General features: G+C 52.3%; 1 pseudogene. It reads right to left on the bottom strand.

Going from position 1 to position 876, the window contains the following annotated elements:
* Positions 1 to 876 (bottom strand): annotated as a pseudogene (locus HMPREF0670_RS15095) (RHS repeat-associated core domain-containing protein); the annotation flags it as partial.

The raw sequence follows: 876 nt of genomic DNA, 5'->3' as shown, positions 1-876 counted from the left end.
TGCCGTAGACGTTGCTGAACTTGCCTGTTCCTAATTTGGAGGCAATTCGTTTGTCGCCGATGAAGTAATGCTTGGTAAAGCGGTTCTTCGTCACGGTGATAATCGGGGCAGGATAGATGGTGTAATCCTCCGTTTCGTGGAAAGTGATTCCCTGCGGCGCACCGTTGATATATACGCCTTCGAGGTCGCCATGGCTCTTGACGATGCGCTCGCCGGCGGCATTGTAGGTGTATCGGCTGGTCTTGCCGTTGTCCGACAATACCATCAGGCGGTTGTCCTCGTCCCAATACATGCGCCGCTCCGTGTTCAGGCTGTCGTTCTCCACCAGCGTGGGATTGCCGTTGGCATCGTAAGTGTAATGTTCATGCCCTATCTGCGTGGGAGCCGTGGGGTGGTTGCTGTCCTCGTACTTATACGTGAAGTCATAAGACTGCGCCGTCTTTGAGGAGTCCACCTTCTGCACCTTGGTGAGCGGTTCGCTCATCCGTCCGAACGTCATTGTCATCTCATACTTCGCCCCCTTCGCCTCACCGTTGGCCTTTATCAGGCGGTTAAGGTCGTCGTAAGCGTAAGTGTGGTTGAAAGCACCGCCGAGTTTTGCCTTGTTGTTATTGCCATTGTTATTACTATTGTTGTTATTATTACTATTGGCCTGCGTCGGGTCTACGGCATTGACAATGCCTAAGAATTGTCCACAGCATCGTATTGGTACTTGTTCTCCATCACAGCCCTACCGTCCGCTGTAAGGTTCATCGCCTGCAGACGTTCACGCTGCTTGTCGTAGGTGTAGGTTGTCTCCGTGCCGTTACCCAGCTTGGTATAGACGGTATGCCCATCCTTGTCATAACCTATCCTGTCAACAATAACGCTCTCACG

This window comes from Prevotella sp. oral taxon 317 str. F0108 (genome assembly GCF_000162415.1).
GTDB lineage: Bacteria > Bacteroidota > Bacteroidia > Bacteroidales > Bacteroidaceae > Prevotella > Prevotella conceptionensis.
Note: the sequence above shows the minus strand (reverse complement) of the source record. Positions and strands in the feature narration are given on the sequence as shown.